At 61.3% G+C, this 25,317-nt stretch carries 23 protein-coding genes and 2 riboswitches; of the genes, 13 read left to right on the top strand and 10 right to left on the bottom strand.

Annotated elements, in window-relative coordinates:
- Window positions 1-461 precede the first annotated feature (461 nt).
- Together ADJ70_RS03575 and ADJ70_RS15065 are read right to left on the bottom strand one after the other, a co-directional pair.
- Window positions 462-923 (bottom strand): helix-turn-helix domain-containing protein, encoded by a 462-nt coding sequence (locus ADJ70_RS03575; RefSeq protein WP_050343551.1) that lies wholly within the window; start codon window positions 921-923, stop codon window positions 462-464.
- 76 nt (window positions 924-999) lie between these two features.
- On the bottom strand, window positions 1,000-1,185 hold the full coding sequence (locus tag ADJ70_RS15065; RefSeq protein ID WP_216597310.1) for a hypothetical protein: 186 nt from the start codon (window positions 1,183-1,185) through the stop codon (window positions 1,000-1,002).
- Window positions 1,186-1,354: 169 nt separating this feature from the next.
- Here ADJ70_RS15065 and ADJ70_RS15070 point away from each other — a divergent pair, with 169 nt between their 5' ends.
- From ADJ70_RS15070 to ADJ70_RS03600, 5 genes are all read left to right on the top strand, one after another.
- A complete protein-coding gene (locus ADJ70_RS15070) occupies window positions 1,355-1,696 on the top strand; it encodes an ATP-binding protein (RefSeq protein ID WP_050343553.1) in 342 nt (113 codons plus the stop codon).
- A gap of 740 nt (window positions 1,697-2,436) precedes the next feature.
- Window positions 2,437-2,549: riboswitch (TPP riboswitch) on the top strand.
- A gap of 61 nt (window positions 2,550-2,610) precedes the next feature.
- Entirely contained in the window at window positions 2,611-2,949 is a 339-nt protein-coding gene (locus ADJ70_RS03585; RefSeq protein WP_050343555.1) for a thiamine-binding protein, read from the top strand.
- Between the two features lie 94 nt (window positions 2,950-3,043).
- The gene (locus ADJ70_RS03590; protein ID WP_371256193.1) at window positions 3,044-3,757 is read left to right on the top strand and encodes an ABC transporter permease; all 714 of its coding nucleotides are present in this window, start codon (window positions 3,044-3,046) and stop codon (window positions 3,755-3,757) included.
- A gap of 2 nt (window positions 3,758-3,759) precedes the next feature.
- A complete protein-coding gene (locus ADJ70_RS03595) occupies window positions 3,760-4,821 on the top strand; it encodes an ABC transporter substrate-binding protein (RefSeq protein ID WP_050343559.1) in 1,062 nt (353 codons plus the stop codon).
- On the top strand, window positions 4,822-5,643 hold the full coding sequence (locus ADJ70_RS03600; RefSeq protein ID WP_083443788.1) for an ABC transporter ATP-binding protein: 822 nt from the start codon (window positions 4,822-4,824) through the stop codon (window positions 5,641-5,643).
- Between the two features lie 111 nt (window positions 5,644-5,754).
- Here the strand turns inward: ADJ70_RS03600 and ADJ70_RS03605 are convergent, their stop codons facing one another.
- The 3 genes from ADJ70_RS03605 to ADJ70_RS15620 all read right to left on the bottom strand — a co-directional run bounded on the left by ADJ70_RS03605 (window position 5,755) and on the right by ADJ70_RS15620 (window position 8,624).
- Window positions 5,755-6,969 carry an amidohydrolase gene (locus ADJ70_RS03605; RefSeq protein WP_216597311.1) on the bottom strand — a complete coding sequence of 405 codons (1,215 nt, stop codon included), beginning with the start codon at window positions 6,967-6,969 and terminating at the stop codon, window positions 5,755-5,757.
- A 101-nt stretch (window positions 6,970-7,070) separates the two neighbouring features.
- Complete coding sequence (locus ADJ70_RS03610; RefSeq protein ID WP_050343561.1) at window positions 7,071-8,360, bottom strand: HipA domain-containing protein; 1,290 nt, start codon at window positions 8,358-8,360, stop codon at window positions 7,071-7,073.
- Window positions 8,361-8,624, bottom strand: coding sequence for a helix-turn-helix domain-containing protein (locus ADJ70_RS15620; protein ID WP_050343563.1), 264 nt, complete (start codon window positions 8,622-8,624; stop codon window positions 8,361-8,363).
- 506 nt (window positions 8,625-9,130) lie between these two features.
- Here ADJ70_RS15620 and ADJ70_RS03620 point away from each other — a divergent pair.
- Window positions 9,131-9,343 carry a hypothetical protein gene (locus ADJ70_RS03620; RefSeq protein ID WP_050343566.1) on the top strand — a complete coding sequence of 71 codons (213 nt, stop codon included), beginning with the start codon at window positions 9,131-9,133 and terminating at the stop codon, window positions 9,341-9,343.
- A 533-nt stretch (window positions 9,344-9,876) separates the two neighbouring features.
- Here the strand turns inward: ADJ70_RS03620 and ADJ70_RS15625 are convergent.
- Complete coding sequence (locus tag ADJ70_RS15625) at window positions 9,877-10,134, bottom strand: flavodoxin (protein WP_050343568.1); 258 nt, start codon at window positions 10,132-10,134, stop codon at window positions 9,877-9,879.
- Window positions 10,135-10,190: 56 nt separating this feature from the next.
- A riboswitch (Lysine riboswitch) is annotated at window positions 10,191-10,362 on the top strand.
- Here ADJ70_RS15625 and ADJ70_RS03630 point away from each other — a divergent pair.
- The 4 genes from ADJ70_RS03630 to dapD all read left to right on the top strand — a co-directional run bounded on the left by ADJ70_RS03630 (window position 10,347) and on the right by dapD (window position 14,275).
- Window positions 10,347-11,735 carry a diaminopimelate decarboxylase gene (locus ADJ70_RS03630; RefSeq protein ID WP_253273224.1) on the top strand — a complete coding sequence of 463 codons (1,389 nt, stop codon included), beginning with the start codon at window positions 10,347-10,349 and terminating at the stop codon, window positions 11,733-11,735. It overlaps the preceding riboswitch by 16 nt.
- A gap of 75 nt (window positions 11,736-11,810) precedes the next feature.
- A complete protein-coding gene (dapA, locus tag ADJ70_RS03635) occupies window positions 11,811-12,713 on the top strand; it encodes a 4-hydroxy-tetrahydrodipicolinate synthase (protein WP_050343570.1) in 903 nt (300 codons plus the stop codon).
- Window positions 12,714-12,722: 9 nt separating this feature from the next.
- Window positions 12,723-13,451, top strand: a complete 729-nt coding sequence (gene dapB / locus ADJ70_RS03640; protein ID WP_253273225.1) for a 4-hydroxy-tetrahydrodipicolinate reductase — start codon at window positions 12,723-12,725, stop codon at window positions 13,449-13,451.
- A 113-nt stretch (window positions 13,452-13,564) separates the two neighbouring features.
- Window positions 13,565-14,275 carry a 2,3,4,5-tetrahydropyridine-2,6-dicarboxylate N-acetyltransferase gene (gene dapD / locus ADJ70_RS03645; protein ID WP_083443789.1) on the top strand — a complete coding sequence of 237 codons (711 nt, stop codon included), beginning with the start codon at window positions 13,565-13,567 and terminating at the stop codon, window positions 14,273-14,275.
- Between the two features lie 255 nt (window positions 14,276-14,530).
- Here the strand turns inward: dapD and ADJ70_RS03650 are convergent, their stop codons facing one another.
- Entirely contained in the window at window positions 14,531-15,703 is a 1,173-nt protein-coding gene (locus ADJ70_RS03650; RefSeq protein ID WP_050343574.1) for a hypothetical protein, read from the bottom strand.
- Between the two features lie 290 nt (window positions 15,704-15,993).
- Here ADJ70_RS03650 and fba point away from each other — a divergent pair, with 290 nt between their 5' ends.
- Window positions 15,994-16,866: a class II fructose-1,6-bisphosphate aldolase gene (fba, locus tag ADJ70_RS03655; RefSeq protein WP_050343576.1), complete on the top strand. Its 873-nt coding sequence runs from the start codon at window positions 15,994-15,996 to the stop codon at window positions 16,864-16,866.
- A gap of 147 nt (window positions 16,867-17,013) precedes the next feature.
- On the opposite strand, the gene ADJ70_RS03660 is transcribed toward fba, so the two are convergent.
- Window positions 17,014-17,862 carry a Crp/Fnr family transcriptional regulator gene (locus ADJ70_RS03660; protein WP_253273226.1) on the bottom strand — a complete coding sequence of 283 codons (849 nt, stop codon included), beginning with the start codon at window positions 17,860-17,862 and terminating at the stop codon, window positions 17,014-17,016.
- A gap of 441 nt (window positions 17,863-18,303) precedes the next feature.
- Between ADJ70_RS03660 and ADJ70_RS03665 the strand changes: the two genes are divergently transcribed.
- Entirely contained in the window at window positions 18,304-18,837 is a 534-nt protein-coding gene (locus tag ADJ70_RS03665) for an A24 family peptidase (protein WP_083443790.1), read from the top strand.
- Between the two features lie 71 nt (window positions 18,838-18,908).
- Here the strand turns inward: ADJ70_RS03665 and ADJ70_RS03670 are convergent, their stop codons facing one another.
- Together ADJ70_RS03670 and ADJ70_RS03675 are read right to left on the bottom strand one after the other, a co-directional pair.
- Complete coding sequence (locus tag ADJ70_RS03670; protein WP_050343580.1) at window positions 18,909-20,177, bottom strand: ISL3 family transposase; 1,269 nt, start codon at window positions 20,175-20,177, stop codon at window positions 18,909-18,911.
- A gap of 1,559 nt (window positions 20,178-21,736) precedes the next feature.
- A complete protein-coding gene (locus ADJ70_RS03675) occupies window positions 21,737-23,635 on the bottom strand; it encodes a hypothetical protein (RefSeq protein WP_050343582.1) in 1,899 nt (632 codons plus the stop codon).
- Window positions 23,636-24,014: 379 nt separating this feature from the next.
- On the opposite strand from ADJ70_RS03675, the gene ADJ70_RS03680 reads away from it, so the two are divergent.
- Window positions 24,015-25,241, top strand: a complete 1,227-nt coding sequence (locus ADJ70_RS03680; protein ID WP_216597312.1) for a hypothetical protein — start codon at window positions 24,015-24,017, stop codon at window positions 25,239-25,241.
- Window positions 25,242-25,317: the final 76 nt, after the last annotated feature.

The following is a 25,317-nucleotide window of genomic DNA, read 5'->3' on the forward strand; positions in this document are numbered from 1 at the left end:
AGGCAAAAGTCTGGTGGCTAGTCGTCTGGGCAGCCGTGTGAGGCCCAAGCCCTGCTCCCCGCATTTATTCGGCTTCTCGGGGGTTTGTGTGGGTTGCTGCCTCGGCGAAGACGCCAATCCGGCAGCGGCGCCGCTCACACGAATTCTGTCTTCCCGACCATGCGAGAGGCGGCCACCGAGGAGGCACCGCCGGCGCACCATGGTGGTTGGGGCACTCGTGCCACCTGACGCAGCTCGCGTCGCAACTCGCGTCACAACAGTGTACACAAATGCCCCAAAACGGCTCTGAGAGGTCATTTTCTCTGATCTGTGTACACTCCTGCCTTCCCACGGTCGCTCGCGTGACCGGGCGGGGCCACGGGTCCCACGACATCGACGGCCTCATGGCCCCCGCGATACCAGGGTGCTCGGACCTGAGGCCACGCCGCCGGGCGGTGACACAACCACCTACCCACACAAACTCACGAAGCCCCTTTTTTAGCATGTTGCTTTAGCATGTTGCCGACGGCGACGTGCGATATGGACTCGACATAGCCGAGCTCCATGCTCTTCTCGGCGATGAGCCGAAGCGTCCACCTGGCGTGACCCTCTGGCGGGTCCGTGTAGGTCAGGGCGACGATCTTCGCCTTGGCCTCGCCGTCTATCTTGACGTTTCCCGGCCTGCTGCGCGCCTTGCGCGCGAGCACGCCGTCGAACCCCTCCTCGACCAGCTTCCTCTTGAGGTTGTAGACTGTCTTGACCGTCGAGTGGTAGGCCCTTGCGGCCTCCGCGTCGGTCATCCGCAGGTCGGCGAACCCGCCCTGGTCGATCGCCAGCAGCAGGTTCGCCCGCTTGATCTCCGCGGCCCTGCCGCTTCCCCGGTTCACTCGCGCGAGCAGCTCCTCGCGCTCGCCCTGCGTCAGCTCAACTCTGTACTTGGTCATGGGATGTCCCTCCTTACGGTTGCGATTACAGGATATCCCATAACCTTTGATAAGTAAATTAGTACTTAACTAATCACTAGACATGAATCGCCAGGTGTACCTCGACCGCACCCTTAAGCTCCACGATACCGATCTCATCAAGGTGGAGACTGGCGTGCTGCGTTGTGGGAATTCGAGCTTGCTCGGGCTGGCGCGAAACAAGATCGCATCGGAGGATGTGGAAGAACGGGCGCTCGCTCGTCTCCCTCAACCTGGAGAGCAAGGTGTGCTCCATCACGGCTGAAGACGAGCTGTACAACTCTTTCAGGGATAGGGTCTCTCCGGAGGGCAGGACGTATATGTTCCTCGACGAACCTCAGAGTATCGAGTGGTGGCAGACGCCCTGGACTTAGGCCATTAGGTCATTCTTGGGCGTCTACAGGCCGACTGATATGGGACATTTGTCCGAGAACGCCGTCTACCTGCAGTTCCTCTGCAGGGGATGGTACGTGCACGTGGGCAAGCTCTACGAGAGGGAGGGCGACTTCGTTGTCGTCAAGGATGAGAGAATCGTGTACTTCCAGGTTACGGACGAAATGCTGCCCGAGGCGATACGAGAACGGGAGCTCAAGCCACTTCGCTCGATCCGCGACTCATACGAGAAGCTCATCGTGGTGCGGCAAGGGAGATACGAGTCAGATATCGGTGGGATCAAAATGAGGCTTCGTGAGCTCGTGTGGGTGGATGGTTGCATCACCGCCCCGGTGGCATGGACCTCAGGTCCGGGCACCTGAGCATCACGAGGGCCATGGGCCCTCGACGTCGTGGGACCCATGGCCCCGCCCGGTCGCGCGAGCGGCCGTGGGTATGCAGGAGTGTACACAGATCGGCGAAAACAGGCTCTCGGCGCAACCACCGCCCGCATGCAGAATGCGCCTTTCCGTGACGTCGCCCGCCCAGAGTGCGCCTTTCTGTCACGTCGCGGTGGCGTCGCCGGCGCAGAGCGCGCTTTTCCGTGAGACGGCGGTTGCAGACTGCGCTTTTACGTGAGACCGTCTGCGCAGAATGCGCCTTTGCGTGAGGTGGCTCGACGTTTGCGCAGGTAAGGAAAAGCACACTCTACGGAAAAGCGCATTCTGGGCGCGAACCCTCACGGAAAAGCGCATTCTGCAACCGGACCCTCACGGAAAGGTGCACTCTGCGCGACTGCCCGCATGCAGACCGCGCCCTTTGGTGAGGCCCACACGCAAAGTGCGCCTTTCCGTGAGAGTGACACCCCCAGAGCGCGTCTTTCCGTGAGTCGCCGGTTGCAGAGTGGGGCACCTGTGTACACTGTTGCGACGCGATTCGCCGAGGCGTCAACCCACACTAACCCCCGAAGAGCCATCAAAATCCTGTCGGTTAGGGACTTCTTCCTGGGCTCGCTGCTCTGATGGAGGCGGGAGTCGAAGCGAAATTGTCGAAAAGTGGCGTCCCTAAGGCTGTCTTGCATACGAATCCGAGTCACTCCGCCGCACTCGTCGTGGTAAAGTATTCCTCATCAAAAGGGGGCTGGCGCACGCCGGCTGAGATAGGGCCTAATGCGGCCCTGACCTTCGAACCTGATCTGGGTAATGCCAGCGTAGGGACCACGGCACGTGTACGGCGCGGGTCCCAGTGATAAGCGGGGACGCCTACGATGCGCTTGCCCCGCAGAAGGGGAGTGCCTATGAACTGCTCTGTTGCCCTACAGTACCTTCCCATGAACGTGGGGTCGGACGACGAGGTCTGTCGCATCGTGGACGAGGTCATCGCCGTCATCGACGAAAGCGGTCTCGACTACTACGTGGGACCCTTCGAGACGACCGTCGAGGGGGACTTCGACTCCTGCATGGCACTCGTCAAGCGTTGCATCGAGGCGGGGGCCGCAGCGGGTTGCGCCGAGAGCGCGAGCTACGTCAAGGTCTCGTATCGCCCGACAGCTGATGTCATGAGCACCGGACGCAAGATCGGCAAGTATCATCCAGGCGATCCTGACCTCGTCACGAGGGAGGCAGACGTTGCATAGTGAGGGGTCCTCTCGCCCACGTCCGCCCGATGCCTTACCAAGCCCCACACCCTCTCGCGTTCGTCGTGCGGTGATCCCGCCCGCGACGGTAGCGGTGCTTTTGCTCGCATGGCAGCTTGTCGTGGCCGCAGGTATCGTGCCCAACTTCCTCCTGCCAAGTCCTACACAGGTGTTGGCCGCACTCGCCTCTGATGCGGTGTTGCTCGCCGACCATGCCGCAACCACACTCGCCGAGTCTGTCCTCGGGCTTCTCATCGGCTGTGCCGTGGGCTTTGCCTTCGCCGTCCTCATGGACCGCTTCGAGATCGTTTACCTAGCCTTCAGCCCGCTCATCACCGTGTCGCAGACGGTCCCCACCGTCGCCATCGCGCCGCTTCTGGTGCTCTGGCTGGGCTATGGCCTCGCACCCAAGGTGGTGCTCGTCGTGCTCACTACCTTCTTCCCGATCACAGTCTCGCTCGTCAGTGGCTTTCGGTCGGTGGACCCGGATCTCATAGACCTCATGCGCACGATGAACGCGACGTCAGCTCAGATCTTCTGGCAGGTCAAGATACCTACGGCGGCCGAGCAGTTCTTCAGTGGCCTCAAGATAAGCGCAACCTATGCCATCGTGGGAGCCGTGATCGCCGAGTGGCTGGGCGGCTTCTCGGGTCTGGGCGTCTACATGACACGTGTGCGCAAGTCGTTCGCCTATGACAGGATGTTTGCCGTGATCGCGCTCATCTCCGCGCTGTCACTCGCCCTCATGGGTGCGGTGGGTGCGATCCAGCGTATCTGCATGCCCTGGAAGAGGGCAGAAAGGAAGTAAGCATGGACTTTTCGACCAAGCTTAGCAGGCTGTCCCGGAGAGGCTTCGTCCACGGCGTCGGTGCTCTCGTTGCTTCGGCGGCGCTCGCCGGCTGCGGGGCGTACGATAACGCCGTCTCCGGAGACTCCAAGGGTTCGGGCTCAGGTTCCTCCCAAGAGACGACCAAGATCAGCTTCTGTTTGGACTACACGCCCAACACCAACCATACGGGCATCTACGTTGCCCAAGACAAGGGGTACTTTGCCGACGAGGGCCTTGAGGTCGAGATTATCCAGCCATCCGAGGGTACCGCTGATCCCGTCATCGGCTCGGGTCAGGCCCAGATGGGCGTGAGCTACCAGGACTACATTGCCAACGACCTCTCCTCCGCCTCTCCCATTCCCGTCACAGCGGTAGCCGCCATCATCCAACACAACACGAGCGGCATCATGAGCCGCAAGGAGGATGGGGTCACGAGCGCCAAGGGCATGGAGGGTCGCACGTACGCCACCTGGGACATGCCCATCGAGCAGGCTACCATCAAGCGGGTGGTCGAGTCCGACGGTGGTGATTACTCCAAGGTCAAATTGGTGCCCTATACCGTGGACGACGAGGTGAGCGGTCTCAAGGCCAAGCTGTTCGACACCGTGTGGGTGTATGAGGGGTGGGCCGTCCAGAACGCGGCCGTTCAGGACTATCCGGTGAACTATTTCTCGTTCATCTCGATGGACGAGGTGTTTGACTTCTATACGCCGGTCATTGCCGCAAACAATGACTTCATCACCCACAAGCCTGAGGCCGTCAGAGCCTTCCTGCGTGCTGCCAAGAGGGGTTACGAATTTGCCGTGAGTGACCCTGGTGCCGCTGCGGACATACTCTGCACGGCCGTGCCCGAGCTCGACAGCGCGCTCGCGCACCGGAGTGCCCAGTTCTTGGCGAGCCAGTACCAGGCGGAGGCACCGACCTGGGGCGTCATCGACGGGGGGCGTTGGGCCCGCTACTACCAGTGGCTGAACGACAACAACCTGATCGAAAGGCATATCGACGTCAATGCCGGGTGGACGATGGACTATCTGGAGCGATAGGTGAAAGATAGGGTGAGTGCTGACGTGGGATCGAGCCGGGGTAAGGGTGGAAAGGGGACCTATGCCCTCGAGGCCCGCCACCTCACGCTCTCATGGGACGGAGGGGTCCACGTCATTGTCCATGACGTTTCCCTCAGGCTCGGCGTCGGTGAGGTCGTGTGCCTGGTGGGGCGGTCCGGTTGCGGCAAGACGACCATCATGCACGCGCTCTCGGGCCTGTCGCGTCCCCTAAAGGGCAGTGTCTGCCTGCACGGCGAGGACGTGACGGGTATCCCCGGCCGCGTCAGCTACATGCTGCAGAAGGACCTGCTCCTTCCCAGCAAGCGCATCATCGACAACGTCTGCCTGCCTCTGGTGCTCGGTGGCATGAGCGTCTTGGACGCGCGGGCCAAGGCCGAACCCCTCTTCGAGCGCTTTGGGCTTGCGGGCACGCAGCGCCGCTGGCCAGACGAGCTCTCTGGTGGCATGCGGCAGCGGGCGGCATTCTTGCGCACGTATCTTATGGGAAACGACGTCGTTCTGCTCGACGAGCCCTTCTCCGCACTCGATGCCCTCACGCGCACGGACTTGCGGGGTTGGTACTGCAACATGGCGCGTGAGCTGGACATCGCAACCCTTGCCATCACGCATGACGTGGACGAGGCCGTCACGATGGCTGGCCGTATCTACGTGTTGGGAGGCGACCCCTCGCATGGAGAGCCCAGTCGTGTGGTTGCACAGGTCAAGGTGGGGCGGCCACAGGCGACCGCAGACGCAGGGGAGTTCGCCCTCACGCCTGAGTTTCTGGCCGCCAAGCGCGAGGTGCTTGCGTGTTTGGGCTAACGTGCCGCCCGGCACGCGAGTGTGGGGCGCATTGCCCGCGACGCGAGCGCACACCAGGCCGTGTGGTGTGCGCTCGCTCCCCACGTCGCCACGCGCCTGGTTCTACAGGCATCATGGCATCATGACCAGGCGCTTGTAGACGTCAAGTCCCGCCACCAGGATGGACTCGTCAAAGTCGAAGCGGTCGGAGTGTAGGGGAATGCCCGTACCCGTGCCCAGGAGTAAAAACATGCCAGGCAGCCACTGCTGGTACCAGGCGAAGTCCTCAGCGATGAGAAGGGGTTCGGGCAAGGTCTTGAGCTCGATGTCGTCCATTGCGAGCCACTCGCGGCTGCGCACGTAAAGATTCTCGTCGTTCACAACGGGTGGGTAACCTTCCGAGAGGCTCACAAGTGCCTCGCACCCTCGCGGCTCGGCTGCATCGCGAGCAATCCGAGGTAGTTCGGCGCTCACGCGTCTACCCATTGTGGTTGAGAAGGTCCGAAGTGAGCCCTCGAGGCGCGCACTCGCGGCGATTTGGTTTCTCACCTCGCCGGCCTCCATGCGGCCGAACTTGAGCAGGCATGCCTCCTCGAGTCGGCACTCGTCCATGGAGGCATAGGCACGTCCAAGAAAGTCACAGCAGGCCTCGAGTGCGTCGGCACCGTCTTCGGCCCTCGCGATGTGGGAGGCTCGACCGGAGAAGGACACGCTCACCTCCCTCGAGGAGGCGAGAAGCGCCCCTGCCCTGCTCGCGAGCGCAGCACGTGGCAGCTCGGGCCACAGGTGGAAGCCATAGATCCTGTCCACGCCCAAGCGTTCGAAGACACCGCTCTCGCACACCGCCTTGGCGCCTCCCGTCGTCTCCTCCGCAGGCTGGAACACCAAGAGCAGCGAGCGCGGCAGCCTGTCCAGGTGGTCCGCCAGCCACCAGGCAAGCCCGAGGACCATGGACATGTGCCCATCATGGCCACAGGCGTGCATCCTTCCGGGGTGTGTCGATGCGTACGCGACGCCCGTCCGCTCGCTCACGGGCAGTGCGTCCATATCTGAGCGTATGGCCGTGGCATGGGTCGTCCCCAGGTCAAAGTGGCAGCATACGCTCGAGCGACTGGGCGAGAACACCGTGGCCCTTGCTTGGATGCTTCTACCTGTGGAGTTGCGGTTTGCCCGCTCGGACACGCTCTCAAGCTCGCGTGTCACGTAGGCGATCGTCTTTGGCAGGTCGAAGTCGAGTTCGGGGATCTGGTGCAGGTCACGGCGAAACCTCCGCAACCGGTCTAATTCCATATCCGCCCCGCCTGCCATGGTACTCGCCACGCCCCTGCCGTCATCTGTCTCGCACATCCTGTTGCCCCCATACCCCGTTCGCACAGCCCATACCGATCACACGTCGTATTCTAGATGATTCTGGTCCGTCTGCGGCAAGCCCCTCAGTGTGCGCCTTCTTAGCCAAACAGGTGTCTGATGACTTTCAGTCGTGGTGCGGCATTGGCAAGGATGCGCCCTGCCATACCCTCCGCCTCAGCTGAGGGAAATGCGATATTGGGGCTCTCCAATCCATGAAGTACCTCGTTGACGGCATGGTCGAAATCGTCGAGGTCAATTCCCAAGTCAAGCGCAATCGAGAGAAGGTCCCTCTCATCGATATCATCCAGGAGCCTGTGCGTGCCAATGACAAAGGGCATATTCGATGAGTAGCCGGTCAAGGGTATGCAGATGACATCGTACATTGGAGTAAGCCTACGGTCGGTCCAACGCTCGTTATAGAGAAGGGCATGGTTCTTGAGGTGCGCGTCTGAATTGCCGATGGCAAAGTCAAATACCAGTCTCTTGGCAAGTTCGATTCTGTCGGCGATGGGATTCGATGAACCCTCATCGATTACGTTAGCCATCATGAGCGGATAATCCGCATCGACCGACTCGGGTTGATACTTGAGGTAGGGTCCTAGTCCCAGCGCCTGACAGAAATCCTCCTGATGAAGACGGAGGAGGAACCTCTCGTCTGCTGAGCCTGTCCAACGCCGGTCGAAGCGTTCGATCGCTATCGCGCCATGAAGGCTAGGCACTCGAGTCACCCTTGCGGTGTCGATCTCACATGCAGAGGAGAGTAAAGAACATACAAGCTCATTCTCGGCAATATCCTCCTCTCCCCTACGCGACATCTTGATGATATGTGTTGAGGGAGCTGTTCCACGCGGGATCAGCCACTCGTCTGTAGCTGCGGTTTCTGCGCACAGTCCTTCAGGCAAGCACCATGCCACCTTTGACTGTGCGCCTGCAAGTGACAGGCGTGTCGAGCTCGCTATCTCAGTGGCCATGCGGAGCGGGTTCTCGTTCATGGCAGCAAGTACGGAGCGATCGAGTGTGTCATATCGTGGGTTATACTCGTCGGGGCGTACCCGCTCGGATACGAATGTAAGTGCCCCTATACTCTCGCAGCCAAGACGTTCAAGTATGGACAGATAATCGCTACGTGGTACCTGATACATCTTGGCGAGGTTTGAGTAGACTTCGCCCTCAGGGAGCATACCTTGGAAAAAGGGATTAAACTCCTCCGCTGTATAAGGTGTGTGGTCAAGAGGTAGGCGCATCGATATACCGAGGTCACCTGTACCCTGTGTTCGTACGAGGAATTCCTTGTCATAGGTAAAGCGAGCGTCTACGCCTGGCCCATGTTCGATTTTGCCAAGTAGCTCACGCCTTCTCAGTATGTTGCGATAGACGAGGATGGCCATTCAATGCCCCCTCACTCGAGCAAAGAGATCGATTCCCATCGTCTTGCAGATACGTATAACCTGCTTGATGTTACCGCCTGCGATTCCTCGTTCCATCTCGCTTATGAAGCGGGGAGAACATCTGCACGCTCGGGCGAGCTGAGTTTGGGTGAGTCCGAGTTCCAGTCTGCGTGCGCGCATTATCTTTCCCAGATCGTCAGCTCCGGAGAGCTTCCCATCCGGGTTGCGAGGCTTGGGGGGAAGTGATAGCCGTATAGTGTCCATCTGTTCCTCCTACATCTACTGTACGGTGAGAGCGTATTCCCAAATGGGATGATACCCAAATGTTCAATGTATATTTTCCCAAATGGGATGATATGGAAAGAAGGACTCCTCGCGGTTTTTTGGTGGGTAGCACGGGCTAGGGCGGAGCGCAGGCGAGGGCGTCGAGCGACAGGCGCCCAGCCCGGGGAAGATCACGGTGGCGAGGTGCCCCACGATGCGAACCCCCCGGCGGCCCTCTTGACGGGCGGCGTGAGCGGGTTGGCCCCCCCGAGGCGGGCCGACGGCGTTCCCGGCGGACTCCCGCTCGCCTGCGCTCGCCCGTCTCGGTCGACTCAGGCCGCCGCTGACGGCGATTCGCTTCTGTATCCTGTTGTTTCAGCTCGCGATCCCTTGCGCCAGCTTCTTGGCTGCCTCTCCGTTCGATGTGCGAAAATATACGCGTCATCGCGACAATGCAGTTACGTTCTTGGTTTGAAGTTACGGCAGAACGATTAGTGAGGTTTGATATGGCAACTAAATACAAGATTCTGATTGACGGCGAAGAGGATGATGAGGGGAATGCGTTTGATACTGAGTCAGAGGCAGATGACTATGCCTTGCAGTGGGAAAGCAATTGGCATGCAGGTGGCGAAGTTTTAGAGATGTCAAATCCGGGTGATTACCCATATGACCCTGACGATTGCCCAAATATCGAAGTAGTTGAATTTGAAACAGACTAAAGGCGGCAACTATGCGTTCGGTGTAAACTCTCGTACGGCTTGTCCGGGTGCGGTCTCGAGGACGGCTGCGTGCGTCCCCGGGAGGCGTCGCGTTTCCGTGACGCCGCAGTCGCAGAGTGCGCCTCTTGGTGAGACGCGCAGACAGAATGCGTCTTTCCGTCACGTCGCGGCGCCCGGGAGGTGTGGGGCAACCACCCGCCAGGCTGCGGGGCACTATGGAGAATGGCCCAACTGGGCAAATGCGCTCGAGCAACCCCCCGCCAGCCTGCGGGGCGGGTTGTGCCAGGGTCTGCGGATCTCGGTTCGGAGTCTGGCCTCACGGAAAGGTGCAGTGTGCGTGGCTGCCCGCACACAGAGTGCGCTTTTTGGTGAGACGCGCATACAGAGTGCGCTTTTCCGTAAGGCGTAGGCTGCAGAATGCGCTTTTCCGTAGGGCGGCGCCGCGTTTGCCCAGGTGGGGAAAAGCGCACTCTACGGAAAAGCGCATTCTGGCTGCATACCCTCACGGAAAGGCGCATTCCGCAGCCCCCATCTCACGGAAAGGCGCATTCTGGCTGCATGCCCTCGGAGGTGGCGCATTCCCTCCTGTAGTCTTCGAGCATGTGACCGAATCCTCCGCCACCGTGCGTGCAGAATGGGATGATCGTCTTCCCGCTCAAGTCAACCGCTCTCAAAAAAGTTGTGGCGGGGAGGCAGGCCTGAATCTGAAGGCGAAAGATCCTCCAGAGGCCAACGCCCCATCGGCGGTCCCTGTCTTTCTCGGCGCGCATGGGCTTAGGAATAGAGTCCATTCTGTTACGGGGCGGAATCGCTCTTGTCCACCCGCCTCTCTTTGGCGTACACTAAACCTATCGATAGAGGCGCGGAAGCGATGAGTCCCAGGCGAGCCGGCAGGCACTGACCTTGGGAGGGGGCCTAATCCGCCGAACCGCATGCGTCAGGCGTGGCGCGCGCGGTGGGCTTGGGGGAAACACCTCCAAGACTGTCTACGGAGTATCCGTGGTTGAGCTATCTTGGCGTCTTCGTCCGTAGGCTCAGCCCAGACGAGGACGGGGGAGCGGTGTCTCAGAAGCGACCGTTCATTACGGCAGACAGGCTCGAGGCCATTGCCTCGCGCTATCCCACACCCTTTTACCTCTATGACGAGAGGGGCATACGCGAAAACGCGAGACGTGTGCTTGAGGCCTTTGCGTGGAACCCAGGCTTCAGGGAGTACTTTGCCGTGAAGGCGACGCCCAACCCCGCCCTCATTGACATACTGCGGGACTGCGGCTGCGGCGTGGACTGCTCGAGCGAGTGCGAGCTTATGCTAGCGGAGGCCATGGGCATGTTGGGAGACGATATCATGTTCTCCTCAAATGACACGCCGGCTCAGGAGTTCGAGCGTGCCCTTGCACTGGGCGCGACCATTAATCTCGATGATATCACGCACGTGGCCATGCTCGATGAGGCGGTGAGGTCGGTGGGAGTCGACTACCCTCACACGGTCAGCCTGCGCCTTAACCCCGGTGGTGACTTCGCCTTCGCGAACGGCATCTTTGGCTCCCCCGAGGGGGCGAAGTTCGGTCTCACCGAGCCGCAGGCGCTCGAGGCCGCCCGTCTGCTTGCGAAAAGGGGCGTCGAGCACCTGGGGCTGCATGCGATGCTCGCCTCAAACACCGTCACGAATGGCTACTATCCCGCGCTGGCCCGCACACTGTTTGCGACGGCCATAACCCTCGAGCGCGAGCTGGGAGTCGACGTGAGTCTCGTGAACCTCTCGGGCGGCGTGGGCGTCGCCTACGAGCCTGACGAGAGGGAGAACGACATCGCCCTCATTGGCGAGCTCGTTCGCCAAGTGTACGAGGAGCGTCTGGTTCCCGTTGGCATGGGAGACGTCCGCATTGCCACGGAGCTCGGCCGCTACATGCTGGCGCCTTTCGGTGCGCTTGTGACCCGTGTCATCCACAGCAAGGAGACCTACCATCACTACCTGGGCGTTGACGCATGCGCGGCCAACCTCATGCGCCCCATGCTCTACGGCGCCTACCACCACATCACGGTCATGGGCAAGGAGGATGCGTCGGCATGCCGTCGCTACGACGTCGTCGGCATGCTCTGCGAGAACTCTGACCGCCTTGCCACGGACCGCCCGCTTCCCGAGGTCGAGGTGGGGGACTTGCTGTTTGTCCATGATGTGGGCGCCCACGGCCACTCCATGGGCTACAACTACAACGGTCGCCTGCGCTCGGCGGAGCTCCTGCTTAGGGAGGATGGCGAGGTCGAGCTCATACGTCGCGCCGAGACGCCTGCCGACTACTTCGCGACGCTCGATGTCCTCCCGGTGGGCAGGCGTCTCCTCAAGCGGGCAGGAGGACAAGGCCCCGCGCGTCGGAAGTCCGCGCGCCCTTGAGGGGCGCGATCATCACGAGTGTCCGGGCGGCGCGCCTTGGCGCCGACGACAATCATTTGTCTGAAAGGGGCAAGTATGGACATGACAGGGCTGAGCGGATCCGTCGTCGCGATCGTCACTCCGTTCAAGGAGGACAGGGGCGTAGACTTTGAGGCGCTCGAACGACTCGTCGACTTTCATCTGGCAAACGGTACCGACGGCATCCTCGTGCTTGGCACGACGGGCGAGTCGAGTACGATGACCGACCGCGAGGACTACGAGGTCGCCACATGCGTGGTCGATCGCGTGGCAGGGCGCATCCCCGTCATCGGTGGCTCGGGTTCCAACTCGACCGACGAGTCGCTGCGCAAAAGCCTGGGCCTCCAGAAGCTCGGTGTGGACGGTCTGCTCATCATCACGCCCTACTATAACAAGAGCAACGAGGAGGGCATCTACCATCACCTCAACAGCGTCCTCGATGCCGTGAACGTGCCCTGTGTCCTCTACAACATTCCTGGTCGCACGGGCTGTTCCATCAGCGAGAAAAACCTCGCGCGCCTGTCGCGCCACCCGAACGCCTGGGGTCTTAAGGAGGCGTCGGGAAATATCGCTTATGCCGCGACGGCCGCGCGCTATGTGAGCGAGGACTTTCACCTGTTCAGTGGAAACGATGACATCGTTGTGCCGCTCCTCTCGCTGGGTGGGTCCGGCGTCATCTCGGTCTGGGCTAACATCGCACCGAAGACGGTGCATGACATGTGCGTGCGTTGGCAGGGAGGTGACGTCCGGGGAGCCTTGCAGATGCAGCTCGATAACCTTGAGCTCATCCATTCCCTCTTCTGCGAGGTGAATCCCATACCCGTGAAGGCGGCGCTCGCAGCGATGGGCCTCATCACCGAGAGCTATCGCCCGCCGCTTTGGCCCATGGCGCAGACCGGCCGCGAGCGCCTGTACGAGGCGCTCGCCGATCGCGGCCTCATCAGCGCAGAGTCGGAATAGGGGGTCATTGTGGCAGACAGGACAAGGACGGTCGTGCTCATCGGCGCGGGCAGGATGGGCAAGCTCATTGCCGAGGCGCTCCCTGCCAGCGGCTTTGAGCTTCTAGGTACCTACGACGTCACGAGCGCGACAGAGCTTGACGTCGCTGCCCCGGCCGCAGAGCTGGCAATCGACTTCTCGAACAAGGCGTCACTGCCGCACACGCTGGCCTATGCGAGGCGCACGGGCGCGGCACTCCTGAGCGGCACGACGGGCTTCTCTGATGAGGAACTGGCCCGCATCAGAGCATTGGGCACGAGGGTGCCCGTCGTGTGGAGCGCAAATTACTCGCTTGGCGTGGCGGTCCTGAGGCGTCTTGCCGCCGAGGCCGCAAAGGCCCTTCCGAGCTTTGATGTCGAGATCGTCGAGACCCACCATAACCAGAAGGTCGATGCCCCCTCGGGTACGGCAAAGCTCCTTCTCGCTGCCGTGGATCCCAGTGGTGAGGCACGCGTGACCTATGGCCGCGAGGGCATGGTGGGCGTGCGCCCCGAGCACGAGATAGGCATGCACAGCCTGCGCGGGGGCAGTGTTTCGGGCACCCATGAGCTGCACTTCTTCGGGACCGACGAGGAGCTCTGCCTCACGCATCGCGCGACGAGTCGCCAGATTTTCGTGAGCGGTGCCATAGCTGCAGCCAGGCGTCTGCTCATGCGACCTGCTGGCTACTATAGCTTCGACGAGCTCATGCTCGGCTGAGCTGAGTTCGTAAACACCTACGAGCGCCGTCTCACGCCATTGGCGGCGCGCACCGCACCTGATAGACATCGCACCGCACCTGACAGACATAAAGGAATAAAGGAGGGATTCGCTTGGACGCACGCGAGATCATCGACTACATAGCCACCTCACCCAAGAGGACGCCGGTCAAGGCCTATGTCAGGGAGGCGGCAGGCGCACAGGTCAGCTACCCTCAGGATGCCCACGTCTTCGGTGAGGGCATGAGCAGGATCGTCTTCGCGGACTGGTCCTCGCTTGCCCCGGTGCTCGAGGGGGCGAGCGAGGATGGGCGTATCCTGGACTACGTGGTCGAGAGCGATCGGCGAAACTCAGGCGTACCCCTGCTCGACCTCAAGGGCGTGAACGCGCGCATCGAGCCTGGCGCTCTCATCCGCGAGAAGGTAAAGATAGGTGACAACGCAGTTATCATGATGGGCGCGATCGTCAACATCGGTGCCGTCATCGGTGAGGGAACGATGATCGACATGGGAGCTGTCCTGGGCGGTCGCGCCATCGTCGGGGCGCGCTGTCACGTGGGTGCGGGCGCCGTCCTTGCAGGTGTCGTCGAGCCGGCGAGCGCCACCCCTGTCGTCATCGAGGATGACGTTATGATCGGTGCGAACGTCGTCGTCATCGAGGGTGTCCGCGTTGGCAGGGGAGCTGTCGTCGCAGCCGGGGCCGTCGTCGTGGACGATGTTCCCAGGGCGGCGGTCGTCGCGGGCTGCCCCGCCGCGATCATCAAGATGAAGGACGAGGGGACCGAGGGAAAGACCGCGCTCGTTGATGCCCTGCGCCGGCTCTAGGCTGGCTCCTGCACCTGCCTTGTGGTCGCGAAGTGAGTGATTTTTCCGGTCCCCAGAGATGAAGTTTACAAGTACTAACTTGCATATGTGCAGGTCAGAGACTTACTGAAGATACTCTCGATGTGAGTGAACCACTCACTTCACCTTCCTGACCATTCACTCTACCTTCCCAAAGTGTATAATTCACACTTACGTCGCGACCGTGCGCACCCATGCGCACGGTCGCGACGCCTCTTTTGCGGCTATGCCTTGACTCTAATGTGGGCTGTTTGCGTTGATCGTGCTGCTTGGCCTGGCCTTAGAGCCATTGGAGGAGTTTGAGTTGCCTGTGTCCGTTGAGGTGCCACTGCCACCATCGTTGCCGCCTGCAGAGCCAGCGGACCCGTTCTTTGAGCCAGAACCCGTGTCGGATGATCCTTGGCCGCCGGACCCCGTTGACCCAGGGTTCTCGCCCCAGTTGGTGGAACCTTTCCCAGACCCGTTTGAGTTGCCCGTGCCGTTATGGTTCGTGCCCGATCCAGAATTTGAGTTGGAGTTGGTATCGGACGTGCCCGTACCGGTCGTGCTGCCCGATGTTCCTGCGTTCCCCGTACCGGTCGAGCCGGTGTTTCCGGTCGTCGAGGTGGGAGTCGTTGGCGCGGGGGCAGTATCGCCCGTCTTGCCTGTCGAGCCCGTGGTGCTAGAGCCCGTGTCTGCCGCAGTTCCCCCGTCTGCGCCCTGATTGGCATTTGGAGCGCTGTTGCCCTGCCCGCTGGTCGTGCCTGTACCATGGGTCTGTCCCGTGCCATTCGTCGTACCCTGTGTCGAGGGCTCTTCGCTGGGTGAGGACTCTGTGATTGTGGGGGTGCTGCCAATGCCCTTGCCTTGCGTCGCAAAGGTGACGACGGCGGCGTAGATGAGTACTGCGATGATCGCCACAACGGCGGTGAAGATCGCGGCGCGCCTCTTCATGGTGTCGGACTTGCGTTTTGCAACGGCGCCTCGAATAGTGTCGGGAGCGATGCGTGTGCTCGACAGATCATGAGTTCCGTCGGTCACAGTCGTCTTGTCGGCATCGTCCTTTTGCCAGCTGGGAATGGGCTTCTGCCTGACATGGGTCATTCCCGCACCCGCTATACGCGTCTTGCCAGACTTCATGCTGTCTTGGCCCGTACTGTCGGAGGTCAGGTTGTCCTTTATCTTGCTCGCCGATGCCGAGAGCACCGACTTGTACACCTGTGAGGCGAGGGCGGATGCGGCGGCAGCCACGCCCACACCGATGAGCGAGCCTGTGAGGCCGATCTGTGATTGGAGCAAAAACGAGGTTATTGCGGCGAGTGCGCTTGCGATGACGGTAGAGAACGAGAGATCATCAAAGAGCTTCTTGTCCTCACCATCCTCTAGATTGGTGTCAGTAGTGGTGATGCGTGCGTTTGCAGTCTCGGCCAAGACGGCCTCCCCTTCCCTCGGGCATGTTTTCCCTCTGCGAGCTGGCCTGTGTGGCGGATGCCTTGAACTGATGTTGTTGTACCTCGATGACGGGTGCTGCGAGCGAGTATCGTGCGATTTCACGATATATACCCGTGTTCATGACAGAACCCCCGCTTTGTCGCTACTACGGGGCAATGATACGTTTGGACAAATCGTGCCACTCCTCGCAGAATAGCCGCCCATCCTTCGCGCTTTGAGGAGTATGATAGGAGTTGCAGGTACTCTCACACCGTTCATTGGAGGTTCGTATGCTTGTCAGTGCAACTGCAATGCTCCAAAGCGCCCAGAAAGGTCACTATGGCCTGGGGGCGTTTAACACCAACAACCTCGAGTGGGCTACCTCGATCCTGGATGCTGCTGAGGAGCTCCAGTCTCCCGTCATCATTCAGTGCACCAGCGGGGCAGCCAAGTGGCAGACCTCCTTCAAGGTCGTCGCGGACATCGTGAGGGATCTCGTCCAGATCAAGAACATTACTGTCCCCGTTGCCCTGCACCTCGACCATGGCACGTTCGAGGATGTCTTTAAGTGCATCGACGCAGGCTTCACCTCCGTCATGTACGACGGCTCTCATGAGAAGGACTTCCAGACCAACCTCGACCACACCACCGAGGTCGTCAAGGCCGCCCACAACAGGGGCATCTCGGTCGAGGCAGAGGTCGGCGGCATCGGCGGCACCGAGGACGGCGTGACCTCGCGCGGCGAGCTTGCCGACCCCGAGCAGTGCAAGCAGATCGCCGACGTAGGCGTCGACTTCCTCGCCTGCGGTATCGGCAACATCCATGGCATCTACCCAGACAATTGGGAGGGCCTGTCCTTCGAGCGTCTAGCGGCGATCAAGGCCAAGACCGGTGACCTGCCGCTCGTCCTGCATGGCGGCAGCGGGATTCCCGTCGATCAGGTCCAGAGGGCCATCACCGAGGGTATCTCCAAGGTTAACGTCAACACCGACCTTCAGCTCGTCTTTGCGGCCGCGACGCGTAAGTACATTGAGAGCGGCGCTGACAAAGAGGGTAAGGGCTATGACCCCCGCAAGCTCATGAAGCCTGGCCGTGACGCCATCGTCGCGCGCACCAAGGAGCTCATCAAGCAGTTTGGCTCCGACGGCAAGGGCTGGAGCTAGCCGACGGACATCCTCCCTCGGGGCGTAGTGCCTGTATAGCGCCGCGTCCAAGGGAAGGGGTTTCGTGCGATTGGAACGACGGGGCCAGCCTTCGGGCTGGCCCTTTGCATCCTTCTGTATGCCGCTCGGCCTGCCTCTCGCAGGGAGCTATAGGGTGAGTGGATTGGAGTCGAGCAGCGTGAAGTGACTCCGGTCAAAGTCTATGATGCCATCCTTGCGCAGCTTGCCAAGCTCGGTAGAGACGGCGCTTCGGTTTACGGACAGGAAGTCGGCTAGCTGCTGCCTGTCAAACGGTATCGTGAAGCTGCGCGAGCCTTGGCGCTGCGATTCTGCACCCAGATAGGCAAGGAGCTTCTCTCGGGTGGTGCGCCTGGTGACGAACGAGAGCATGTCGTTGAGACGCAGGTTTTGCTCGGCTATGGTCGAGACAAGATTCTGCATGAGTCGGTTATGGAAGGGGCAGGAGGCCCTGCATATCTCCATGATCGCACGGATCTCGAACGTGAGCACCCGAACCTTGCGTGTCGCGACGACTGACACGGTGAGTCTGGATCCCGGTGTGCACGCGTACGCTTCGGCGAAGGAGTCACTCGGTCCGTCGATCGAGACGATGCTTCGGTTACCCCACCAATCCTCGCGGATGATGTTGATCTGGCCCTCAAGCATAACGAACACGTGGCTTGTAACGTCTCCTGCGTTTAAGAGTCGCTCGCCGACGTCGTATCTTCGCTCACGTGCCCCGAGGCAGGGGAGTGCGGCGAGGATCTCATCCTCATTGAGACCGGAGAAGAGCCTGACCTTGCGAAGGACGGGGAGTTGTGTGCGTGCCCAGGCAGGGGCTTTTGCCGCAGCTGCCGATGCGATACTCGAGCGTCGTGCGCTCCTTTGCGCCAGTGCCATGCGCTCTTTGCGGTCCATGTGTGTTTGCGCGGACAGGGGGATCTCTCCGAGGGTGGCGATGACAGTACTTGTGTCCTCGTTTCCGCGTGTTTCCATGCGCCTGAGCTCCCGTCGACTCGCATCTGTGTAACTTGCAATTCCAACGCCATGCTGTAAGGGTACCCGTTGGGCGACACAGAGCATACGAACAAGAAGTGGGCAACCCAAGATGGCGATGGGTGGCGTGTCAAGCTCGCATGTCCTATGGTGGGAAACGGCGTGCGAGCATCTCACGTAGAGGTTGGTACAATAGCGACGGGCACGCGGTCGCGCGTGTGCTCTGGTTGGTAGGGGTGGCGTCGTGGTAGACACGTGCGCTGGTTTCCCATCTGTTCGTGGGAGGAGCTGCTTGGGGATGTGTGACCTTGCCGGCTCTTTTGGTCGGGTTCAGGGCCAGGAGTCTCGACGTCATGCTAAGGTGGACGTGGACACTGTAGCTATAGGGGGAGGTCTAGGCGCGAACGCGGCTACGCCCGCACGTGAGGATGAGGTGCACGGGTGAGTATTGGGATTTCTTTGCTTGGACGAATACTTGAGGTTGCCTGTCTGCTCATCCCACTCGTATACCTGAGTATCAAGGATCTGCGCGAGAGGACCATACCCAACGTCAGCATCTTGGCGATCATACTGATACATGCGGCGCACGTCATGGTGCGTTCTCTCGTCAATGGAGTGCCACCTGGCCAGGCGCTCCAAGAGCTTTTCTTCTTGCTTATCCAGGCAGTGGTGGTTGGTGCCGCGTTCCTGCTATTTACCCTGATCATGGATTATGTGCTTGGCAAGGAGAGCGCCGGCGGAGGAGACATAAAGTTGTTTGCTGTCACTGCCTTCTGCCTTGGGTGGAGAAGGTGCATCGTGGCAGTTATGCTCGCCTGCGTGTTTGGTGTCATATTCTTTGGCATTCGGTGGGTATTGGCTCGGTGTGCCAATAAGAAGGCGCAAGATGATATTGCGGCGTACCCCGAGGGCAGCTTTGCCTGGGGGCCGTGGATCGCCCTTGCGCTCTGCTTGCTCATGGTCCTTGGCGATTGATGAGCGTAAGGGTAGGGGTCTCATGGTGACGAGGTTAGGGAGACGCAGAATGAGTGGGCCCCTCACGGTTTTTAGTGGGTAGCACAGAGGGACGTCTGGGGAAAACGTAGCTTTCCTAGTTTTAGGTAGATGATGGTCTTGAAGTACTCCAAGTTACTGAACCCTCGTGCCTGCCTCTTGGCCGACTGGATTACCGAGTTCATTCCCTCGAGGACGGCGTTGGTGAGCCTGTGGTCGAAGTAGTTCAGGATCTCGGCCCTGTGCTCCCGTATGGTCCTGGCGACCGTCTTCATCTGGGGGACGTTCGAGTGCATGATCCAGCTGCACAGAGCGTCCAGCTCCGACCCCGCGTCGTCCCTGGCCCCGCAGTCGTAGACCGCCTGCAGCGCCTCCTTCATCGCGCAGGCGCGGGCGGTCCTGAGGTGCTCCCTCGACAGCGTGCGCTTCCTCTCGGCCTGCCCCTCCGTGAGACTCGCCTCGTTCCTCAGCCATATGTACTTGGTCCTGGCTAGGAGCGCCCTCTTCTCCCTCGACTCCCTTGCCTCGGCGGACCTCACCCTGTCCAGCTGCCTGGTCGCGAGCTGGATCACGTGGAAGCGGTCGGCGACCCGCTCGGCGTTTGGCAGGTGCTCGGAGACGCCCTTGGCGAACGCCGGCGAGAGGTCGCAGGTCACGACCCTCACCGCCTCCGGGTCGCCGCCGTGCTCGGCCAGCTCGCGGGCGAACTCGGCGACCGTGCCGGCGTCGCGCCCGAGGGCGCAGACCATGACCCGCTCGCCCCCGAGGTCGACGAAGCTGGCCGGGTAGTTGTGCCCGCGCCTCCTGGCCGTCTCGTCGACGCCGACGTCAGTCACGCCCGAGAAGTCGGCCTCCGCATGGGCCTTGGCGACGATCCTGTCGGGCATCGCCCAGATCCTCGTGTCGTGCTCGCGCATCACCCCCGCTATGCCCCTCACGGGCATCGAGGACATCGCCATGACCAGCACCTGGGCCTCGAAGAGGGCGGCGAGGTGCTTGGCGTCGGGATCCGCCCACGGGACCTCTGCGGTCACCGGGCCGCCCTCGTCGCAGTCGAGGCGCGGCAGCCTGCAGTGGATGTAGGTCTCGTGCTGCCATATGTCCAGGTGGCGCCACGTGCGCTCGCGCGTGTCGTAGACCCCGTGCATCGCCCCGCACCTGGGGCACCTCATCGCGTGGCCGGGGGTCCGCTCCACGTAGACGTGCAGCTCGTCGGGATCGGGCCCGCATCTTCTCATCTCGACATCCACGACGGTCCACTCGTCGCCCAGGTCCGGCGACTTGGACACGAGGGCTGCCAGCATCTTCATCTCGGGACTCATCACGACACCTCCACACGCTCGTCAACTTTCGTGCAGAATGATACCGCCCCGCCGCTAGGAAAGCTACGTTTTCCCCAGACGTCCCTCTGTGCTACCCACTAAAAACCGCGAGGGGCCAATGAGTGTTTACCCCTGCTAGAACCCCTGGCAATCGGTCGATTTTCTCGGTTATGTCTGAGGCTTCGTGAGCTCGTGTGGGTAGGCGGTTGCGTCACCGCCCCGGTGGCATGGACCTCAGGTCCGAGCGCCCTGGCATCACGGGAGCCACGGGCCCCTCGATGTCGTGGGACCCGTGGCCCCGCCCGGTTGCGCGGGCGGGCAGACGTGGGTATGCAGGAGTGTACGCAGATCGGCGAAAACAGGCTCTCGGCGCAACCACCGCCCACATGCAGAACGCGCCCTTTGGTGGGGCCCACGCGCAGAATGCGCCTTTCCGTGAGGTCTCCCGCCCAGAGTGCGCCTCTCGGTCACGTCGCGGTGGCGTCGCCGGTGCAGAGCGCGCCTTTCCGTGAGCCGCCGGTTGCAGAGTGGGGCACTTGTGTACACTGCTGCGACGCGATTCGCCGAGGCGTCAACCCACACGAACCCCCGAAGAGCCTTATGTCTACTCCTATAGGGCGCGGGACCCCAGGAAGCTGGGCATGCATGGCAAGGGCAGCTCCTGGAGCTCCTCAGGAGAGAGGCCGGCATGAGGCGGCACGCCGTCAGAGCGCTTGGGGGCATGTGGAACACGTTGATGACCCTCACTTGACGGCACGCCGTACACTGCCACTCGTCGGTGAACGTATGGGGCGGCGCGTTCAGGGCCGAGTGGCAGTGCGTCGGGTACGTTCAGGGTCGAGTGGCAGTGCGACTCACACTGCCACTCGGTGGCGAGCGTGCTGGGTGGCGCGCCGTACACTGCCACTCGGCATCGAGCGTGCCGTATCGGTACGATCAGGGTCGAGTGGCAGTGCGTCCGGTACGTTCAGGGTCGAGTGGCAGTGCGACTCGCACTGCCACTCGGTGGTGAGCGTGCTGGGTGGCGCGCCGTACACTGCCACTCGACATCGAGCGTGCCGCATCGGTACGATCAGGGTCGAGTGGCAGTGCGACCGGTACGCCCGGGAGCGAGCGGCAGTGCGCCGTACACTGCCACTCGGCATCGAGCGTGCCATATTAGTACGTTCAGGGCCGAGTGGCAGTGCTGGCCGGGACGAACTCCGAACCCGCAGCCGTCATGCCGATTAGAGAGTGGCCCAACTGGACAAATGCGCTCGGGCAACCGCCCGCCAAGCCGCAGGGGGGTTGCGCCAGAGTCGGCAGGCCTCGGCCTGAGGCCTGACCGCACGGATAGGCGCAGTCTGGGCAGAGGGCCTTGCTGATGGCGCGCCCTGGGCCAGGCCGGGGTACCATCAGGCTGCCAGTTGTGGGCTCAGGAGGTGCCAGGAACTCAGGCTTAGAGTTCGCCTTATCTGCTCCCATGGCATGTCACGCATGGGCGCAGAAACGTACACGAATCGCTCCAACCAGCCGCAGTCCTGATGATCTTCGCGATTCGTGTACACTATTGGCGGAGCTCACGAGAGCCCAAAGAGTCCCTTGAACCAGCTCACGATGGCGTCCCACCAGCTCTGCCCGCTGTTCTCCGTCGAGGTGGACGCGCCGACGGACGTAGAGGACGACGCCGAAGTCTGCGCATCGGCTCCCAGCGTAAAGGCGGTGCTCGTACCGTACTCGTTGTCAAAGGCGCTGCGATCGATGAGGTCGCTCGAGAGGCTTCCTGCGCCATCTGCGTCATAGCTCGTCGAATAGCTTCCGGTCACGGTCAGCGTGACGTTGGAGCTCCCCTCGCGCAGCACGGTTCCGCTCGCGTCCTTGATGGTGACGTTTGCACCTGACGTGTCGACGACCCTGCCGCCATCGGCCACCGCGAGGTTCGTGACGGTGGAGTCCCCGTTTACGACCCAGGTTGAACTTGCGTCCACGTTGACCGTGATGGGCGCCTCGGTCTTAGCGGAGTCGATCGCGCTCTCGTTGTCACGTACCGTGGCTGCGCCGGTCCACGTCGTCGAGCTTGTAAGATAGAGCTTGACTGACGAGATCGTATCGGCCTCCACGGTGCCCGAGAGCGTCTGGCTGATACCCGTAAAGCTGACCGCAGCACCGTTTGATCCTGCGCTGCCCCAGTTGTTTGAGTTGTTGCCTGCTGCTAGGATGAGGTTGGCGGCGGTGGAGTCAAAGTCAAGCGTCGTGTCTTTGAGCACCACGTCCGCCTTCGTGTTCGTGAAGTAGAACATTGAGCCGGACGCGATGGCACTCTTGAGGGTGGAGCCCACCGCCTGGAAGGTCGCAGTCTTGCCCGTAGCGGTCTCGGCATCCCCTGAGGTGGACTGGTAGATGATAATACCGTCGGCAATGGGGTCGCTCGCGGTCTTCCCGTTCTGGGTGCTCTCGAGCGTTGAGTCGTTGATGAGGATGGTGTTCAGACCCTCCATGCCCGCAATCTGGCTTCCTGAGGAACTGCCTGTGACATTGTTCAACTCGATGTTGCCCGTCGAGTAGAGCAAGGGGGAGCCCGAGCCGGCAGTCTTGATGGTGGAGTTCGTGAGCGAGATGTTCCCGCCACCGCGATCGGTCGCGACGCCCGCGCTGTGATCGCCCTGCGTGGAGATGTCGAGGGTATCGGCAAGTATGGTGCCGCCGTAGGTTGCGTCAAGGCCTCGACTGTTGCCGGCTGAGGTCGTGATGGAGCTATCGCGCACGTAGGCGGTCGCCGAGTCGGTCGAAAAGACGCCATTCGAGCCCTCGCTCGTTGCACTCAGTTTCGAGCTCGAGATCTTGAGAAGACTGCCGTTGCCCACGGAGAGAGCGATCGAGTTCAGGCCGTAGAAGTTGCAGTTGTCGCCGTTGTTATCATCGCCGGACTTGTCTACACTCGCGCCTGTCACGACAAGCGTGCCGCCACCCTTGGCAAGAAGCGCGTTCTGGTCGCTCTCGGTCGCAGACGCGCTGTTGCCGTCAGAGCGCACCTCTTCGCCGTCGGCCGTGAGTGCGCCGGTGTAGCTTCCCGTATAGTCAAAAGTTTGGGTGTTCGCGCCGCCCATGCTGCCGGCGGGAGGTTGTCCCTGGCTCATGCTGCCAGAGGGAGGCTGGGCATGATCGCTCGGTGGCTGTCCTTGGGTGTTGGGAGCCGTTCCCTTGCTGCCACCTGAGGGCGGGGCCGGAGGGGTGCTGCTGCCCTGGGAGTCGCCGGAAGGCGCCTGCGGCTGAGCGCTGCTTGTGGTGGAGCCCGTGTTCGTAGAGCTTGCCGAGCTGCTTTCGGCAAGGGCTGCCGTCGGGATCATCGAGAGCGTGAGAGCCCCCGTCACGACGGCGACGCCAATTTGGCGCAGGAGTCTATCGCCATCGAAGGTGACCAGGCGTGTTGCCGTCTCGTTCTTGTACTGCGAGCGTCTTTTTGTGGTAGTCGTGGTCATGGATCTCACCCTGCCTTTCGATGTGCCCGTGTCCGATAGGTTGCGAGGAACTTTATCCAATGCTGGGGATGTCGTAGCGCTTGTTGGAGCAATGCCACGTGCGTGGCACAAGCTTCTCTTCTCGCTGAAGTCATTTGATAAGGAATCTGAAGCGCGAAGATTCACAGCATACTGCCTAGCCGGATCCTTACCCAAAGCCTTGCAAGAAGTATGTGCCCTGCTTGTGTCAAAGCCTTGGCCAGTATCTCGGAGAACGAATATAAGACCAAAGGTGGTATTCTGTGTGCTGCCATATCTGTCTGCACGGTGTCTGGCTCTGGACATGCCGTCTAGGCGTATGGGTGCTCCAACTGCATATCAAATGGACAAGGGGATTGTTTTGGAGTTCAACGACCTCACGCGCAGACAAGCGCTCAAGCTCATGATGGCTGCCGCTACCATGGCTGCCCTGACGCCCTCGGTGGCGACTGCCGATACAGCCTCGGACCTCGCACAGACCGAGGCCAACCTCAACAATGCGCAGGCTCAGGTTGAGCAGGTGCAGGCCCAGCTTGACCAGATTGCCCGTGACTACCAGGCCCTTGCCGAGGAGCAGTCCAAGACCCTCGCCCAGATAGAGGACAAGCAGGGCGAGATAGATGACACGCAAGAGCAGATCGACAGGAAGCAGAAGGAACTCGAGGAGAAGCAGGACCGCTTAGCCAAGCGTCTCTCAAGCTCCTATAAGCATGGTGACGATAATATCCTCTCCATCATACTGAACTCAACGAGTCTCGAGGACCTCGCCTCTAGCATCTACTACTTTGGCAAGATCTCCGACAGCGATCGCAGGATGATCGAGGAGGTCAAGACCGTCAAGGAGGAACTCGCCCAGAAGAAGGCCGAGCTTGAGGACCAGAAGGCCGAGCTCGAGGCGCTCAGTCAGACGCAGCAGCAGCAGATGCAGGCCATGCAGGCCAAACAGGAGGAGGTCAACGCCACCTTGGCTGGTCTCTCTGACCAGGTGAAGCAGCTCATGGCGCAGCGTGATGACCAACTGGAGCAGATGGCTCAGGAAAAAGCCGCCCAGGAGCGGGCCGCCCGTGAGGCCGCAGAAGCTGCAGAAGCTGCGGAGGCCGCAGAAGCAGAGCGGAGACGGACGAGCTCACGGAGTGGAAACTCAGGTAGTAGCGGAGGCTCGGGTAGCAGGGGTACCACAGGCACGGTCAACCCCGGTGGCTCCCTGACCGGCGCGCAGCAGAGGGTCATCAACTGCTGCCATTCGACGCCATCACCGGGTGGCGGTCTCTGTGCCATGTGGGTGAGTCGGGTCTTTGCTAATGCTGGTTACGGCTATGCCTCGGGCAACGCGAACGATATGTACAACGCTTGGTGCACCAGCTCCAACAAGGGTTACCTTCAGCCGGGCATGGTCGTCGCGGTCTCCACGCACAGGCACTCCACGGCGGGGCGCATCTACGGGCACATTGGCATCTACGTAGGCAACGGTATGGTCATGCAAAACGTCGGTTCCATCACTACCCAGTCCCTGAACGACTGGATTGCCTACTATGGTACGACGGTGACGCCGCGCTGGGGATGGCTCATGGGCATCTCGCTACGCTGATGAGGCGTGCATGTGCGGGTGGGTGCTCTTGACACAGATGGGCAGGTACCTGCGCATGCTGGATAGGACACTGGTG

This window comes from Olsenella sp. oral taxon 807 (genome assembly GCF_001189515.2).
Taxonomy (GTDB): Bacteria; Actinomycetota; Coriobacteriia; order Coriobacteriales; family Atopobiaceae; genus Olsenella_F.